We start from the raw sequence: 15748 nt of genomic DNA, 5'->3' as shown, positions 1-15748 counted from the left end.
CATGGAAAGAAGAGGATTTATAAAAAAAGTAGGCTTAGGAAGCACCCTTTTGGGTGTTTCTGGAGCTATGAGTATGCCATCCTTTGCTGCAGGCAAAGCTGAACCCACCTTCAATATGGATTTTGCTCCGCACTTTGGAATGTTCAGAAATTCTGCTCCAGGTGGAATTGTGGATGAATTGAAATTCATGGCGGATCAAGGTTTCAGGTCTTTGGAAGACAATGGAATGCTTCGCAGATCTGAAGAAGAGCAAGCTTTGATTGGCAAAACACTTGAGTCTCTAGGCATGAGAATGGGAGTTTTTGTGATTGAAGGTGGAGATAACTGGAAAGTTTCTCTTACAACTGGTAGGCAGGAATTCATAGACACTTTTGTAGATACTTGCAAAAAATCAGTAGAAGTGGCCAAGCGCGTAGGCGCAAAATGGATGACTGTAGTTCCTGGATATTTTGAAAGAAACCTTCCTATGGGAGTGCAAACAGGAAATGTTATTGAAGCTTTTAAGCGTGGTGCTGAGGTATTGGAGCCACATGGCCTAGTGATGGTGATGGAGCCTTTGAGCGACAACCCGGATCTTTTCTTACGTCATGCTGATCAATCCTATATGATATGCAAAGGTGTGGATAGCCCAGCTTGCAAAATTCTCTATGACATTTACCACATGCAGCGAAATGAAGGAAACCTAATTGCTACTATGGAAAAAACCTGGGAAGAAATTGCCTATATACAAATCGGAGATAATCCAGGCAGAAAGGAACCAGGAACGGGAGAAATCAATTATAGCAATGTATTCAAATACATCCATGAAAAAGGTTTCAAGGGTGTAATGGGTATGGAGCATGGAAATGCCTCTCCTGGAGTTGATGGTGAAAAAGCATTAATTCAGGCCTATAGAAAAGTAGATGTAGTCTGATTTAGAATAAATATGATTAAGAATAGTTTACTGGCGCTATCATTATTGATAGCGCTTTTTTCCTGTAAAAAAACTGAAGACTCAACGTTAAGTACAGCCCCAGCTGGCTGGGAAATTCTTGAAACACCTGTAGAATCCTCGCTAAGAGGTCTTTCACCTCTCACCAGCGACATAGCTTGGGCTTGTGGAAGTAATGGAACATGGATGAGAACTATCAACGGAGGAAAGCTTTGGGACCATGGCGTGATTGCTGGGCTTGACACGGTAGACTTTAGATCGATTCAGGCTTTTGATGCATTGACTGCTATAGCGGTATCCGCCGGACAACCAGCGGTAATTTACAAGACGAAGGATGGGGGAAAAACTTGGGAGCTAAAACATCAGGAAAATGAACTGGCTTTCTTGGATGGTATTAGCTTTTCATCAGCTAACCGCGGATTTATCATTGGTGATCCGAATGAAGGTAAATGGACTATACTTCAAACTGCTAACCAAGGAAACACTTGGTACCCTGTGGACTCACTGCCTAGTGCAGTGAATGGAGAAGCCGCTTTCGCCGCGAGTGCAACCTCTCTTCTAGCAGAAGGAAACCACTTATGGATAGGAACAGGTGGAACAGAGTCAAATCTGCACTATTCAAAAGATATGGGCGCAAGTTGGGAAAAATACAGTTCACCTTTTATTCAAGGGGAATCATCTCAGGGAATTTTTTCTCTTACTAGCATTGGAGACGGAGAGATAGTTGCAGTAGGAGGAGATTATTTGAATGAAGGCATGCTGGAGGGTATTTCCGGAATATTTGTTACAAAGAATAAAGAGTGGGTCAAACCTCAGCAGGGACCGAGTGGCTATCGGTCAGGAGTAGTATATTTTCCAAGACAAAAATGGCTAATAGCCGTAGGTCCTAGTGGCTCTGATTACTCCAAAGATTCAGGGATTACATGGCAAACAATTTCAAACGAAGGCTTCCATGCAGTAAAAATGGGCCAAGCCGATGGATCAGTCTGGGCCTCGGGAGCCAAAGGGAAAATTGCTAAATTGAAGTATTGATTATTACTAATGTCATTATTCCACAATTCTAATAAGTGAACATTGTTTTAAAAGATTTGCATCTTTACTAATATTTTTAGTCCAAAGCTGTAGTATCTTTAGGATGATCTCAATAAACCAATAAACCTGATTAATAATAGCATGTTTGAAATTGTTCCTTCCATATGGATAATAAATGGAAAATGCGTCCGACTTAAAAGAGGCGATTTTTCTACAGAAGAAGTGATTTCCAATAACCCTTTAGAGATCGCACAGGCTTTTGAATCAATTGGGATCAAAAGACTCCACTTGGTAGATCTTGACGGTGCTCGGAGAGGTGAGCCAAAGAATTACCATATTCTTGAGGCTATTTCCGGTTATACTGACTTGAAAGTTGACTATACAGGAGGTATCTCAACCGATGGAGATGTAATCAAATGCTTTGAATTTGGAGCTAGCACTATTACAGTAAGTTCAGCGGCGGCTAATTACCCGGAGCGTTTTGCTCAATTCATCCTTTCCTACGGCAGGCAAAAAATCAATATGGCTGCTGATATCAATCCCGTAGACAATAAGATTAAAATTAGAGGTTGGCTAAAGAAAACAGAGATTGACTTATTTGACCATATTAATTTCTTCTATGAAAGAGGTTTGAAATACCTGAAATGTTCAGATATATCAAGAGATGGAGTGATGGAAGGGCCAAACTTTGCACTATTTCAAAGTGTGTTGGACAAATTCCCGCAAATCAACCTTGCGGCTAGCGGAGGAGTAAGAGGAATTGATGATTTCAGACGACTCAGAGATATGGGAGTCTCAGCTACAGTTTTCGGAAGAGCTTATTATGAAGGAATGATAAGTCTTCAAGAATTAGAAAAATTCTTAAAGGAAGGCTAATTAATCAGCCTTGAATTTATCTACGATATATAGAAAAATATTAAATGATAAGGTAGAAGGTGTAGGTTCAACTTTTTTACCTTCACCACTAACCTGGGCTTCTACTTTTTTTGGAGAAACTGTCTTGACGTTTGGTGAAGCTACGGTTGATATTGGAGAATGATTGTCACGCACTGGCATATCAACCTGATCCGATTGATTTTCTAACAATGGCTTAACCACTGGCTTCTCTCGCTCAATTTCTGATTTCTCCCGCTCACTCTGAGCTATGGCATCACCAGCCCAGAAGCATAAACAAAATGCAGCTATGCCGAAAACGGTTAAATTTTTAATGGAAAAAACAGTTTTTAGGATCATATTCAGCTAATGTAACCTTTTTCTTTCACAAAAGGTTTTATAAAGGGCTTATAAAATTAGGAAAAAAAATTGTTATGCAAACGATTGAGTTCAAAGATTTTGATAAAATAGAATTGCGAATTGGAACAATTCTGCGGGCAGAATTATTTGAAAAAGCCCGAAAACCAGCCTATAAAATTTGGGTTGATTTAGGAGGAGAACTTGGAGTTAAAAAATCATCCGCACAAATTACCGCACATTACACAGTAGATGGATTGGTAGGCCGTCAAGTACTTTGCGTTTGTAACTTAGCCCCAAGACAAATTGCAGATTTTATGTCGGAAATTCTGATCACAGGCTTTAGCGATGAAGCAGGAGAAATCATACTCACCTCAGTTGAGAGGCCTGTTCCAAATGGGGCTAGGTTACATTAACTTTTTTTGGTGTATGGAAAGTCTATAGGGTCCGGATATTCGAATTCAAAGCCTGTCTCTAGAATTTTACGTCCAGAAATTAATCGGGTATCTCCTTCTAAGGCATTTTCGTAGCTTTTAGGTGGCTCGAAACCTAAATCAAGTACATTCCTTTCGTATATATCCTTTCTCAAAGAATGAATGGGGGCCACGCCATTATAGATCTTGCCCCAAAGCTCTTTTTCAATGATCCAGGCAAGCATTCTTACAGCATCGCTTTTATGGATATAATTCACACGAGTATGGCCAGCCACATTTTCCTTCCCAGCCACATATTTACCCGGAATTCTATCATCTCCCATTAAACCTCCAAAACGAACGATTGTAAGTTCATTCGCGTCTTTGAATGTTTTTTCCCCCTTAAGCAATGTGATATTTCCTGTATTCGCCTCGGTGACTTCTTCTGCCTCCAAGTAGGATTCCGTTCTAGAATCATTTGGATAAACTCCAGTACTGGACACGAAAATAATTTTTTCAATTCCTGCTTGATCGACCATAGTCCGCAGGTATTTCATCTGTTCTAAATAAAATTTACCATCAGTAGTACGGGATTTAGGCGGAATATTAATGACGAGTACTTCGCTTGTAAAGAGTTTCTGAAAAGCTTTGCCTTGAGGAAAAGGAACAAGTGCAAACTGAATTGCCTCTACTCCTAGATCTTTTATTTTCTCCTGTTTATCAGCCGAAGTAGTACTTCCTATCACCGCATGCCCATTTTTTTGAAGATATTGAGCAAGTGGTAATCCAATCCACCCAAGGCCTATTATTGATATTTGATTCATCGATCTTAAAGAAAAAAACCTCCCAATTTTGAGAGGTTTATAGTAGTTAATCTTTCTTAGGAATGGTGCCTAGGATGTAATCCCACAATGGTGTACTTACTCCAAACGCTACATCTGGATCTTTGTAGTGGTGTATGGCATGGTGCACCCAAAGTACTTTCATGAAATTCTTTGGCGGCTGCACTGCGTGTACCAAATAGTGAATTCCCAGATAAAGCGCATATCCTAGCAAAAATCCGGGTAAGAAATAAAATGCTAAATCACCCATCGTCAATTTGAAGATCAAGTAAAGAATTGCGGCATAGGCGGCGCTCACGAATGGAGGCATTGCCAATCTATCTTTATCCTTCGGGTAATCATGGTGAATTCCATGAACAGTGTACTGTAGTTTATCCTTTATTGGTGTATTTGGCTCCATGTGAAAGAAATGCTTATGCATCATATATTCTACTAGAGTAAAACCTATGTACCCCACGACAAACAAAAGTATAGCAGTTCCTATACCCACAGAAGTTCTCTGTATCCCAAAATAAATTGATATCATTCCTAAAACGATAAACATGGTAATGGGCACTAATATGTTGGTTCTCGAAATCTTCTCCAAAATCGGATTAGAGAAAATTTGGGCGGTGCCAAAATTATCTGGCTTATCCAATCTACCTATCTTTTTCATACGCTACTGATTCTAATTTTACTAAACTTGCTTAGACTCGTTTTAGAATCTAAACCCAAAGATAATTGAAAACGACCTTTCATCACTGAGAAATTCATGACAATAATCAATTTTTAATCAAATCTGTGCCATTGTTGATTCGATAGTCTTCTGATAATATGCAACATAATGCGGTAGAATATTGGAAATATCAAACTCCTGAGCTCTTGCCAATGCATTTTTTTTGAAGGTAGGAAGATTCGCATCGTCCAAAATATAGAGTGCTTTTTCCTTCATATACTTGATATCTCCTATCTCTGAAACGAAGCCTGTTACTCCATCGACGTTAAGTTCTGGTATCCCTCCTGCATTTGAGGAAAGAATCGGCACTTCGCATGCCATCGCTTCAAGCGCCGCCAATCCAAAACTTTCTTTCTCTGAAGGCATCAAAAACAGATCCGCAACAGATAGTACCTCTTCTACTGCATCTAATTTTCCTAGAAAGCGAACATCATCGCAGGTGCCCAATTCTCGGCAAAGACGCTCCATCTTATCGCGCTCTGGCCCATCACCTACCAAAAGCAACTTGCTTGGTATTTCTTTTCTTACTTCGTAAAAAACCCGAATAACATCTTCGACACGTTTTACTTTTCTGAAATTTGAAGTGTGAACCAATAGTTTTTCACCATTTGGGCAGATTGCCAATTTGAAATGCTCCTTCTTTTGGCGCTTAAATCTTTCCAAATCAATAAAGTTTGGTATAACCTCGATTTCACGCTGAATATCAAAGAAAGCATACGTTTCTTTCCTTAAATCTTCAGAAACTGCGGTTACACCATCTGATTGATTGATACTGAAAGTCACTACCGGCTCATAGCTTGGATCTTTACCCACCAAGGTAATATCTGTACCATGCAGAGTAGTTACTACGGGTATCTGGATACCTTGTGTTTTTAGAATTTGCTTAGCCATATATGCTGCCGAAGCATGAGGAATGGCATAATGAACATGAAGCAAATCCAGTTTTTCGTATTTCACCACACTTACCATTTTACTGGCTAATGCAAGTTCGTAGGGAGCGTGTTCGAAAAGAGGATAGCTTTTAATATCCACCTCATGATAATAAAGATTTTCGCTAAAAAAGTCTAAACGGGACGGCTGCTTGTAGGTGATGAAATGAACTTCATGACCAATTTTTGCAAGACCTTTACCTAATTCTGTCGCTACAACTCCACTACCTCCAAAGGTTGGATAGCAAACAATACCTATTTTCATATTTTGCTGGGCTGGTTAATTAACCTGATTTTTAACACGCATTAACCCCTCTTTTGTTCAAAATAGAGGTCAATTAAGCAATTAATAAAGAATTTTAGGCGAAAAGCATTGAAAACCAAATCTTTTGGAACATTTATTCTTCCTGGTAAAAAGGAAAAAACCCTCAGGAAGAACAGTTTTCCTAAGGGTTTTTACGATTCAAGTGAATATTCAATTATACTTTCTTGCTCTGACTTACGGCATGATGAGCAGCTCTCGCAGCAAAAGCCATGTAAGTCAAGGTAGGGTTCTGAGTTGAGGTAGAAGTCATAGAAGCTCCATCCGTCACGTACACATTTGGTACGGCATGTAGCTGATGATTTCCATTGAGCATGGAGGTTTTGGGGTCTTTGCCCATTCTAACTCCTCCCATTTCGTGGATATCCAATCCTGGGGTTCTATGGTCATCATTAACTCTGATGTCTGTAAAGCCAGCTTTCTCAAACATCTCAGAAACCTGCTCCTGATAGTCCAAGATCATTTTCTCGTCATTATCATCATAGGACACGTTGAATTTCAAAGTTGGAAGACCATAGGGATCAAGTTTGTCTTTGTCCAAAGCGATGTAATTCGATTCTTTTGGAATAGTCTCACCCATCATATGCGAACCAACTCTCCAAGGTCCATCAGGTGGAGTTTTATTTAGCATGCTATTTTTCAAATCCATCCCAACTCTCGCGTCAGCAACATAGCCTCCACCTCTGTAGGCACTAAATCCACCGGCGTACCCACGTAAAAAATCGGTTTCCTGCTTTTTCACATTTCTAAATCTAGGAATATAACCACTCGTCGGCCTTCCGCCAGAAGTGGTGTATTCCATAAACCCTTCGTAAGAACCATTTACTTGTGCACGGTAATTATGGAAAGCAAAATATTTACCCAAAACACCACTGTCATTTCCTAGCCCGTTCGGGAATCTAGCAGAAGTGGAGTTCATCAAGATCGCATTTGAATTGATCGCTGCGGCATTGATAAAAATCACGTCTGCGTAAAACTCTTCTACTTCTTTGGTATGTGCATCGATGACTCTTACGCCAGTTGCTTTGCCTTTTTCCTCATCATATATCACTGAATGAACCACTGAATCTGGCCTTAATGTCACGTTTCCGCTTTTCAAAGCCCAAGGAATGGTGGAAGAGTTGCTACTGAAATATCCTCCAAAAGGACATCCTCGCTGACAGAGATTTCTGTTTTGACATGAAGCTCTTCCTTGAGCTGTGAATTCTGGCCTTGGCTCGTGAATATGCGCACAACGAGCTGAAATCATGTGACGATCTCCGCCGTAAGTTTCCTTTAGCTTTTGGGCAAAATGCTTCTCTACAATATTGAGATCATAGCCTGGCAAAAATTCCCCATCAGGTAAAGTATCTAATCCATCCAGATTTCCGGAAACACCTGCGAACTTCTCAACATGGCTGTACCATGGCGCAATATCTTTGTAACGAATTGGCCAATCCACAGCAAAACCATCTCTCGCAGGACCTTCGAAATCATAATCCGACCAGCGCTGCACCTGCCTAGCCCAAAGCAGAGATTTTCCGCCTACTTGATAGCCCTTGATCCAATCAAATGGCTTTTCCTGGATGTAAGGCTGCTCGGCATCTTTGGCAAAAAAGTGTTCTGAGTCCTCTCCAAAGGCATAACATTTGGAAACTATTGGATTTTCATCCAAGACTTTTTGAGGCAATTTTCCCCTGTGTTTGAATTCATAAGGAAGCATATTAGTAGTAGGGTAATCCTTTATATGCTCCACATTTCTACCTCTTTCTAGCAAAAGTGTTTTTACACCCAAATCTGCAAATTCTTTGGCTGCCCAGCCACCGCTAGCTCCAGAGCCTACTACAATAGCTTGATACGTTCGTTCTTGCTTATTTCTGATATTCAGATTAGCCATCAATTCTAGGTTTTTGAGTTTCGGAGATTAGCGTGGCGCCATTGTACGGGCCAGGAATCAGTGAATATGGAATAATTTCTGTCTGAATATACTCGGAAGCCATATAGCCCTGCATGGTAAGTCGTTTGGTAGTATTCAAGAAGTAAGATATAGCCTTGTCCTTTTCACCTTCAGGCGTATCCTCAGACTTGAGTTCAATGCCTGTTTGGATCAGGTCTTCCTTTTCTTTCGTGCTGAGCTTATCATATTTTTTCCCAGAGATAGTTTTGACAAATTCAGGGAAAGCGGCCAGCCCAGTGCTGAAAAGTGCTTGGTTATCAGAAGTCATGCAATCATTCACCATCACCAAAATGAAGTCAGGAACTTCCAATTCTAATGCGCCTTTGAGCTCCCCAGCTGGTATTATGATATTTGAAATATCTCCCAAAAGTTGCTTTTGGGATGCTGTAACTTTGAGATTCTCATATGCAGCCAGAATATCATCTGAGCTGAAATCGCAGGAAGGGATTAGCGCAAGTCCTCCGGAAATCAGTGCGAGATGCCTTAGGGCGATTCGTCTGTTCATGTATAAATAGGTTTTGGGTGATAAACTTAGCTCTCAAAATAGACAAATCAATTATCAATTTCCATCTTATTTTGATCTGGCGTCCAAAACTCCTTTTAACCAAGCCTCATGAAGACCTAATAATTCAGCGGTAACCTCAGGATGTTCCATTTTTAGGTTTTTGGATTCAGTGCTGTCTTGAGCAAGGTTTACCAGATAGAGTTTATCATCTTCTGTGAAACTTAGTTTTTTGGCAGGATCAAATGGGTTTCCGAGTAATTTCCATGGCCCTTTTCTAACTGCCCAAGAATTTGTGGTTACCTCTGGGTTTCCAGTGGCCCAATGCATTACATCATGTCCGGAAGTAGCGTTGTCATAGATTACATCTCTCAAGCTTATTCCATCCATTTCAGCAGGATTTGGGATTTCTACATTAGCTAGGTCGGCAAGAGTTGGAAACCAATCTACACTTCCAGCCCACTGATTTCTCACTTCTCCTGTGGGAATGTTACCGCCTGGCCAGGAGATAATAGCGGGTACCCGAATACCTCCTTCTAGCATGCTGAACTTTGCTCCATTAAATGGTCCGGCATTTCCTCCACCAAAGTAGGCACGCTCTTCCGTACTGTGTCCATGATCTGATTGGAAAACGATAATAGTATTTTCCAGTTGGCCAGTTTGCTCCAAATGGTCGAGTACATTCCCAACAAGCTCATCCAACGTAGAAATAAACGCAGCATATTCCTTTCGGGGACTCGGCAAACCCTTGTAATATTCCAACCAACTTGGCCTGCCCTGATAAGGATAATGCGGCATATTAATTGCCCAGTAAATAAAAAATGGATCTTCAGATGGCTGTGTGAATTGCTTCACCTCCTCAACCATCAAGTCACCAAAGAATTCGCCGGGACGATAGATTTCTTGATCATTTTGGTATAAATCATGAAGATTTGGCCCGCTCCAAAAGAAATAATGTGAGTAATTATCGATGCAGCCTCTTTGATGGCCAAAGAAATAATCGAATCCCTGGCCGTTTGGAAGCTTTTCTGGAGTGTGTCCCAAATGCCACTTTCCGATAGATGCCGTCCTATATCCTGCTGGCTTAAAAAGCTCAGCCATCGTGATCTGCTCAGTTGGCATTCCTGATTTGCCTTCAGGGTCATGATCTGGAATATCAACATTTCCATAGAGCCCAGCATTATAATTATATCTACCAGTCAAAAGGCCCGCTCGCGAAGGCGAACACACTGGAGCCACTGCGTAGAATTGTGTGAATCTTACACCAGAAGCTGCCAATCGATCAAGATTTGGAGTAGATAAATCAGTTGACCCGTAGCTATTCAAGTCCAGTGTTCCCTGATCGTCCGAGAGAATTACAATGACATTTGGTTTAGATTGGGCAGTCACTTTTTCCTCATTGGCACAGGAAGCTAAAAGAAATGCACCGCCAAGAATTAGGGCTAGTTGGGTTTTCATGGTATCCTTCAGGTAAGATTTTATTTGGTCAAAACACCTACTTCTGCAAAAGTCGCAGGGTTTCCATCTGCCGTTTTACTTGCTTTCAGGCGGATGAATCGTGCATTGACCGCATCAAATCGGATGATTTGCTCGATTGGACTATTCACAATATTGGAGAATTCTCCAGCAGCTACCTGCTGCCAAGAACTACCATTTTCACTCACCTCGAAGGTGAAATTAGTAATGAACCCACTTGGATACCTTGCCTGCATTGGCAGATAAGTGAAGCCTTTCAAGGATACCGATTCACCTAAGTCCACCGTAAGATTATTATTCTCACTTGTGAAATAGGATCCAGCATTCTCGTCAATTGCTTTTTCGGAATTATCGGAAGAGCCAACCCATTTTGCTTTGGCCAAATCAACCTCAACCCGAAGTGGTTCACTTTTCTTTCCAGAGGCTGGATTTACAGAAATTGCTTGCAAAGTGCTTGCTTTATCGATTTGGAAAGGCGCTGAATATTGTTGACTAGCTGTGCTCGGCTCTGATCCATCAAGTGTATAATAGACCTCCAACCCTTCATCAGGAGTACTTAGGGTTACTTCTCCAGAGATAGCTCTGGAATAGCTTGGAGGAAGCAGTAGCTTGGGAGCATTGTAAATTCCTATTTCCGAAATAACAGGAATGTCTTTTCCATCAGTGAACCTTACTCGAACTTTAATCGCGGTGACATCAGGGAATCGAAGAATTCTTTTGTATCCTACTGTGGTTCCTTCAGCTATTTTCTCCCAATTTCCACCAGCTTCTTTCTCCAATACAAATGACTTTATCCGCTGCCCAAGAGGCGTGTATTCCTGGATTAACAGTCGATTGAAAGTAGTTTCTGTATCGAAATCAACCGTGATCTCTCCGGTCTTTCCACCATCTGGAGTTGTCCAATAGGTTTCGTAATCTCCATCTTGTACATTTTCAGCCCCATATCCACTACCACGTTCCTCATTAGCACTTACACTAGCATTAGCCACTAGATTCACAGCAAAATCATTCTTTACTTTTTCCCCAAACTTCAAAATCGCCTCAACATCATTTTCGTGAATCAGGCCACGTGTATCCACAGGAAAATTGATCAGAAGAGAGGCATTTCTACCAATGCTTTTGTAGTAAATCTCCAATAATTCCGGAAGTGTCTTGACTTTATGATCTTCATATTTGTGGTAGTACCAGCCTGGACGGATAGAAACATCCGCTTCTGCCGGAACCCAATGCGTACCGTTTTCTTGGCCAGTGGCATATTTTTGTGGGTAATCTGGCATACCTGCATAGACAGAATCACGCATCAAATTTGACCAGGTAGATTCGTAGGCAAAACCATGTTCATTGCCCACCCAACGAACATCTGGCCCGCCATCGCTGAACATCATCGCTCCAGGTTGCAACTCACGCACCAGATTATAGGTATTTGGCCAGTCGTAATAAGTAAGTTTATCCACTTTTCTCACTTCATTCGCTCCTCCATAATAACCGTCTCCGCCATTTGCCCCATCAAACCAAACCTCGAAAATATCTCCATAATTGCTTAGCAACTCAGTCAGCTGGTTACGCATGTAGGTGATGTATTCCGGTTTGCCATAGTCAGGGTGATTTCTATCCCAAGGGGAATAGTAGATTCCGAATTTTAATCCATATTCTTCACATGCCTCAGCCAATTCTTTGATCAAATCCCCCTTCCCGTCTTTCCAAGGGCTGTTTTTCACAGAATGCTCGGTATAGGCCGACGGCCAAAGTACAAATCCATCGTGATGTTTTGCTGTAATGATCAAGCCTTTCATTCCAGCTTCGGCAGCTACCTGAGCCCATTGTCTTGGCTGCAGATCTGATGGGTTGAACATCTCTGGTTTTTCATCGCCAAATCCCCATTCCCTATCGGAGAACGTGTTCATATTAAAGTGAATAAAACCGTAATATTCCAATTCCTGCCAAGCTATCTGCTTTGCGTCGGGAATGGGAAGTACGGGAGTGGGTGGAGCTACTTTTTCTTGACAGAAAGAAAGAATCAGCAAAACTGCTATCCAAAGTGAGTTTTTCATAGGAAGTAAATTACGCAAGAAAATTAGGGCTTTTGCCTCAATATTGAAAGAAGTATCTAATCTAAGAACTTTAGAAATTACCTTTGGTGGATTCACCATGATATCTTCGGACGAAAGGCTTTAATTTGCGTTTATGAATAGAATTTTTACGATAATATTTCTGTTGATTTCCACCTTAAGTCAGGCACAAATCCAGATAAAAGTCATAGACGAGAAAACACAGGTTCCGCTGGAAAATGTTCGCGTTCAACCCGAGAAAGGCAAAGCCCAAATCACCAACAGCTCTGGAATTTTAGCTTTTTCAGTTAGCGAAAATCAGAATTTCACATTCTTCAAATCAGGCTATGAAGTTATCTCCGCAACATTTGGAGCCGGTGAGCATACCGTGGAATTAATCGAAAAATCATTGAACCTATCCGAAATCACCGTTTCGGCATTCGAATCAGAAAGGCCACTTTTGGAGCAGTCTGCTTCGATTGTGGTAGTATCAGAGCAAGATTTCAATCGCTTCAACGAAACCTCAATCGTCAATTCATTCAATACTAAACCGGGAGTTCGAATCGAAGAGCGTGCTCCGGCGAGTTATAGAATTTCTATCCGTGGGAGTTCGATACGGGCACCTTTTGGAGTGAGAAATGTGAAAGTATATTGGAACGAAGTGCCCTTCACCTCCCCTGACGGCACCACAGCTTTGAATCTCCTAGATCTCTCTAATATCCGAACTGCCGAAGTCATCAAAGGACCATCTGGCTCTATTTATGGAGCTGGAAATGGTGGTGTGGTAAATCTAAACAGTCCAGCAAATCCTATTGGAGGTAGGGTTTCGGCCGATTTTATGGTCGGAGATTTTGGGATGACCCGCTATCGATTTGGGGTTTCCCAGCAAGTCGGAAATGGTGGATTTGAGGCTTCTTATGTCAGTCAAAAATCAGACGGCTATCGTGAACAATCAGCTTTGGACCGACAAGTATTTCAATTGGGAGGATTTTTCTCCGTCTCAGATAAGCAGGAAATCCGCACTCAGGTATTGATTTCTGACTTGAATTATGGGATCCCTGGAGGACTAAATGCTGATCAATTAGCCGCTGATCCCACGCAAGCTAGACCCGGTTCGGTAGCCCAAAACAGTTCTATTTCCCAGCAATCGGTGTTTGCTTCCATCGGACAGTTGTATAAATTTTCTCCAAAGATTAAGAACTCAACAACCTTCTATTTGAATACGAATGACTTTGAAAATCCTTTCATTTTGGATTACAAAAAGGAAGTCGGTTTTGGTTTTGGCGGAAGAACAAAATTCACGTATGATGGAAAATTAGCAGGAAAAGACCTGAGAATCATTGCGGGTGGAGAATATCAAACCAGTTTGACGGATGCACAGAATTTCGGAAATGTGAATGGAGTAGCCGATACAGTCAGATTTGCAGATAAGCTTAGAGCAACTCAAGGGTTTTTATTTCAACAGGCAGAGTGGGATTTGATGGAAAACTTTATGGTGACTTTTGCACTTAGTGAGAATTTCAGCAGCCTAGAAGTAAACCGGCAGATCGATGCTTCTAGTGGAGCAACTGGTTTGCAAACGAGAAAATTTGATCCTATTGTGGTTCCACGTTTTGCGCTGAATTTTCAGTTCGATGACTTCTCAGGTGTCTATGGAAGTCTCAGCAGCGGTTTTTCTCCTCCTACCATCGACGAAGTTCGGACGAATGAAGGTAGTTTGAACTTGGATCTCGAAGCTGAAAAAGGAATAAATTATGAAATTGGTTATAGACTAGGTAAAGGCAAGTTGAATCTGGATCTGACTGCTTTTTACTTCATGCTTGATCAAACGATCACAACTTACACCAATCCTCAAGGCGTGGTACTTTTCAGAAATGCTGGTTCCACGGATCAAAAAGGGATTGAAGCAGCAATTGATTATGCTTTGATCCGAAATCAAAGTGCCTTTGTCCGGGATCTGAAAATCGGAACAGCGTTCACGGGGAATTATTTCACCTTTACTAATTATAAAAAAGGGGATAATGATTACTCAGGAAATGACTTGACTGGAGTTTCTCCAAACACGCTCGTGTCCCGATTGGATCTTCGCACTGCTCCTGGTTTTTACCTGAATTTCACGCATCAATATGTAGATGAGATCCCTCTCAATGATGCAAACACGGTTTATCAAGATGCCTATAATTTGGTGAATACTAGGTTTGGTTGGGCTAGAAGTTTTGCTGGAAAGTGGGAATTAGAAGCCTTTGCCGGTGTGGACAACTTGCTGAATGAAAGCTATTCCATGGGAAATGATTTGAATCCTTTTGGCGGAAGATACTATCAGCCTGCACCAACTAGAAATTGGTACGGAGGGGTGAAGGTGGCGTTTCTTTATTTGTAGCTGGTAGCAAGATATAAGTATCAAGACATTAGAGTTTAGTAATCAGAGTCGAGAATCAAGAGCCTAGAACCAAGATTTGGTTAACTCCCCCTTGGATTCCCTAGTCTGGTTGGAAACTAAAAATAATTTAAAGAGGGCGGGAGGCTTTCTTAAGATTAAAGAAGATGTTGGATTTTGTCTTAATTTTAACCTTTCAATACAAGGAATCCAAAATCTTCAAATGAAATCTCTGTTTTTCATAATAGCATTATTATTTTCGATAACTTCTATAGCTCAGGTTAGTTGTGAACTACTGGTAAATGATTTTAAAGTAGTTTCTGATTCTACAATAGCATATGATTCATTTATTGATGAAAATAAAAAAATTGGGAGAATTGAAAATTCAAAATCGGAATTTGAGATTAGATATTATTATTCACCTTCATTAGTAAACGGTGGGAAAGTAACGATCATCACTTGTATTGATGGAAATCTACAAGCCAAAAAAATTGATTATTGGTTTAACCCTAAAAAACCGTATGACAAATGGAAAATTAACAAAGTTGAAATTACTGAATTAACTCCATCTAAATCCTGGCCATCTTTTTTCCACTCATTGGATAGTATGAACTTCTTTGAATTTCCTACAATGGATGAAGTCAGGCCACGGATGATAAAGTATATGCTTCTGGCTGATGGCCGAACTGTTGAAAAAAGAAGTCAAATTATGGATGGAGCTAATTACACATATCAAGTCAAGGTTGATAACAACATCCGAACATTTAGTTATCATTCACCAATGGCTTGGTACCAAGTTTATGACAATGTCGAAGAACTTAAGATTGCTGACGATATCAAAAATCTCTTTGTAAATGGCTTAAAACCTAAAGATTAGAATTATTAATGTTTTTAACTTTAAGAAGCGAACCCGTTACCCGCAAGTCCCCTTTTGGCGCAAGTCTTCGGACTTGTGCCAACTTTATTGCAGTCTTCAGACTGCATTTCATTTGCCG

The 15748-nt window shown here is 40.8% G+C and carries 14 protein-coding genes; 6 read left to right on the top strand and 8 right to left on the bottom strand.

Going from position 1 to position 15748, the window contains the following annotated elements:
* The first annotated feature begins 1 nt into the window (after position 1).
* The 3 genes from LV83_RS01460 (at position 2) to LV83_RS01450 (ending at position 2839) form a co-directional block, all read left to right on the top strand.
* Entirely contained in the window at positions 2–913 is a 912-nt protein-coding gene (locus LV83_RS01460) for a hydroxypyruvate isomerase family protein (protein WP_111609739.1), read from the top strand.
* A gap of 12 nt (positions 914–925) precedes the next feature.
* On the top strand, positions 926–1963 hold the full coding sequence (locus tag LV83_RS01455; RefSeq protein WP_111609738.1) for a YCF48-related protein: 1038 nt from the start codon (positions 926–928) through the stop codon (positions 1961–1963).
* A 141-nt stretch (positions 1964–2104) separates the two neighbouring features.
* Positions 2105–2839: a 1-(5-phosphoribosyl)-5-[(5-phosphoribosylamino)methylideneamino]imidazole-4-carboxamide isomerase gene (locus tag LV83_RS01450; protein ID WP_111609737.1), complete on the top strand. Its 735-nt coding sequence runs from the start codon at positions 2105–2107 to the stop codon at positions 2837–2839.
* Here the strand turns inward: LV83_RS01450 and LV83_RS01445 are convergent, their stop codons facing one another.
* On the bottom strand, positions 2840–3196 hold the full coding sequence (locus LV83_RS01445) for a hypothetical protein (RefSeq protein WP_111609736.1): 357 nt from the start codon (positions 3194–3196) through the stop codon (positions 2840–2842). It lies immediately after the preceding gene.
* Positions 3197–3270: 74 nt separating this feature from the next.
* Here LV83_RS01445 and LV83_RS01440 point away from each other — a divergent pair, with 74 nt between their 5' ends.
* On the top strand, positions 3271–3609 hold the full coding sequence (locus LV83_RS01440; RefSeq protein ID WP_111609735.1) for a tRNA-binding protein: 339 nt from the start codon (positions 3271–3273) through the stop codon (positions 3607–3609).
* Here the strand turns inward: LV83_RS01440 and LV83_RS01435 are convergent.
* The 7 genes from LV83_RS01435 to LV83_RS01405 form a co-directional block, all read right to left on the bottom strand.
* Positions 3606–4430 (bottom strand): NAD-dependent epimerase/dehydratase family protein, encoded by an 825-nt coding sequence (locus tag LV83_RS01435; RefSeq protein ID WP_111609734.1) that lies wholly within the window; start codon positions 4428–4430, stop codon positions 3606–3608. The two genes, LV83_RS01440 and LV83_RS01435, sit on opposite strands and share 4 nt — an antisense overlap.
* Before the next feature lie 46 nt (positions 4431–4476).
* Entirely contained in the window at positions 4477–5103 is a 627-nt protein-coding gene (locus LV83_RS01430) for a sterol desaturase family protein (protein WP_111609733.1), read from the bottom strand.
* A 117-nt stretch (positions 5104–5220) separates the two neighbouring features.
* A complete protein-coding gene (gene bshA / locus LV83_RS01425) occupies positions 5221–6357 on the bottom strand; it encodes an N-acetyl-alpha-D-glucosaminyl L-malate synthase BshA (protein ID WP_111609732.1) in 1137 nt (378 codons plus the stop codon).
* 214 nt (positions 6358–6571) lie between these two features.
* The gene (locus LV83_RS01420; RefSeq protein WP_111609731.1) at positions 6572–8290 is read right to left on the bottom strand and encodes a GMC oxidoreductase; all 1719 of its coding nucleotides are present in this window, start codon (positions 8288–8290) and stop codon (positions 6572–6574) included.
* Positions 8283–8855: a gluconate 2-dehydrogenase subunit 3 family protein gene (locus LV83_RS01415; RefSeq protein ID WP_111609730.1), complete on the bottom strand. Its 573-nt coding sequence runs from the start codon at positions 8853–8855 to the stop codon at positions 8283–8285. The genes LV83_RS01420 and LV83_RS01415 overlap by 8 nt, the downstream gene beginning before the upstream one ends.
* A 66-nt stretch (positions 8856–8921) precedes the next feature.
* On the bottom strand, positions 8922–10310 hold the full coding sequence (locus LV83_RS01410; RefSeq protein ID WP_111609729.1) for a sulfatase family protein: 1389 nt from the start codon (positions 10308–10310) through the stop codon (positions 8922–8924).
* A gap of 20 nt (positions 10311–10330) precedes the next feature.
* Positions 10331–12379, bottom strand: coding sequence for an alpha-L-fucosidase (locus LV83_RS01405; RefSeq protein ID WP_111610098.1), 2049 nt, complete (start codon positions 12377–12379; stop codon positions 10331–10333).
* Positions 12380–12512: 133 nt separating this feature from the next.
* On the opposite strand from LV83_RS01405, the gene LV83_RS01400 reads away from it, so the two are divergent.
* Together LV83_RS01400 and LV83_RS01395 are read left to right on the top strand one after the other, a co-directional pair.
* A complete protein-coding gene (locus tag LV83_RS01400) occupies positions 12513–14756 on the top strand; it encodes a TonB-dependent receptor family protein (protein ID WP_111609728.1) in 2244 nt (747 codons plus the stop codon).
* 91 nt (positions 14757–14847) lie between these two features.
* Positions 14848–15630: a multicopper oxidase domain-containing protein gene (locus LV83_RS01395; RefSeq protein WP_111609727.1), complete on the top strand. Its 783-nt coding sequence runs from the start codon at positions 14848–14850 to the stop codon at positions 15628–15630.
* Positions 15631–15748: the final 118 nt, after the last annotated feature.

It is taken from the genome of Algoriphagus yeomjeoni, assembly GCF_003259505.1.
Taxonomy (GTDB): Bacteria; Bacteroidota; Bacteroidia; order Cytophagales; family Cyclobacteriaceae; genus Algoriphagus; species Algoriphagus yeomjeoni.
The sequence above is the reverse complement of the archived record's forward strand: the minus strand, read 5'-3'. Positions and strand labels throughout refer to the sequence as shown.

Bases quoted from the DNA above. Each gene is read 5' to 3' on its own strand.
- LV83_RS01460 (WP_111609739.1), top strand. From the start codon at position 2: ATGGAAAGAAGAGGATTTATAAAAAAAGTAGGCTTAGGAAGCACCCTT.
- LV83_RS01455 (WP_111609738.1), top strand. From the start codon at position 926: ATGATTAAGAATAGTTTACTGGCGCTATCATTATTGATAGCGCTTTTT.
- LV83_RS01450 (WP_111609737.1), top strand. From the start codon at position 2,105: ATGTTTGAAATTGTTCCTTCCATATGGATAATAAATGGAAAATGCGTC.
- LV83_RS01445 (WP_111609736.1), bottom strand. From the start codon at position 3,196: ATGATCCTAAAAACTGTTTTTTCCATTAAAAATTTAACCGTTTTCGGC.
- LV83_RS01440 (WP_111609735.1), top strand. From the start codon at position 3,271: ATGCAAACGATTGAGTTCAAAGATTTTGATAAAATAGAATTGCGAATT.
- LV83_RS01435 (WP_111609734.1), bottom strand. From the start codon at position 4,430: ATGAATCAAATATCAATAATAGGCCTTGGGTGGATTGGATTACCACTT.
- LV83_RS01430 (WP_111609733.1), bottom strand. From the start codon at position 5,103: ATGAAAAAGATAGGTAGATTGGATAAGCCAGATAATTTTGGCACCGCC.
- bshA (WP_111609732.1), bottom strand. From the start codon at position 6,357: ATGAAAATAGGTATTGTTTGCTATCCAACCTTTGGAGGTAGTGGAGTT.
- LV83_RS01420 (WP_111609731.1), bottom strand. From the start codon at position 8,290: ATGGCTAATCTGAATATCAGAAATAAGCAAGAACGAACGTATCAAGCT.
- LV83_RS01415 (WP_111609730.1), bottom strand. From the start codon at position 8,855: ATGAACAGACGAATCGCCCTAAGGCATCTCGCACTGATTTCCGGAGGA.
- LV83_RS01410 (WP_111609729.1), bottom strand. From the start codon at position 10,310: ATGAAAACCCAACTAGCCCTAATTCTTGGCGGTGCATTTCTTTTAGCT.
- LV83_RS01405 (WP_111610098.1), bottom strand. From the start codon at position 12,379: ATGAAAAACTCACTTTGGATAGCAGTTTTGCTGATTCTTTCTTTCTGT.
- LV83_RS01400 (WP_111609728.1), top strand. From the start codon at position 12,513: ATGAATAGAATTTTTACGATAATATTTCTGTTGATTTCCACCTTAAGT.